The 301-nt window shown below is 28.6% G+C and carries 1 protein-coding gene; it reads left to right on the top strand.

From position 1 onward, the window contains the following. The coding region (locus tag Phpb_RS25810) for a hypothetical protein (protein ID WP_165603260.1) at positions 1-301 on the top strand (301 nt) is incomplete at both ends.

Raw genomic sequence — 301 nt, 5'->3', positions numbered from 1 at the left:
TCAACGGCAAAAGATATTAATCAAGTTAAAGCCGAGGTTAATGATAATACAAATAAAATCACTTTAGCAAAAGGACTTATTCAAGAAAATAAAAATGCTATTGCAAACACGGATAAAGCATTATCTGAATATCAGCAGCAAGTATCTAGTCAATTTAAGAATACTGACTCAAGCGTATTAAATATTAAAGAATCAGTGTCTAAATTAAATGAGTCAACGGCAAAAGATATTAATCAAGTTAAAGCCGAGGTTAATGATAATACAAATAAAATCACTTTAGCAAAAGGACTTATTCAAGAAA

Source organism: Photorhabdus namnaonensis (assembly GCF_001684335.1).
In the GTDB taxonomy this organism is placed as follows: Bacteria; Pseudomonadota; Gammaproteobacteria; order Enterobacterales; family Enterobacteriaceae; genus Photorhabdus; species Photorhabdus namnaonensis.
This window is presented reverse-complemented; position numbering and strand designations above follow the sequence as displayed.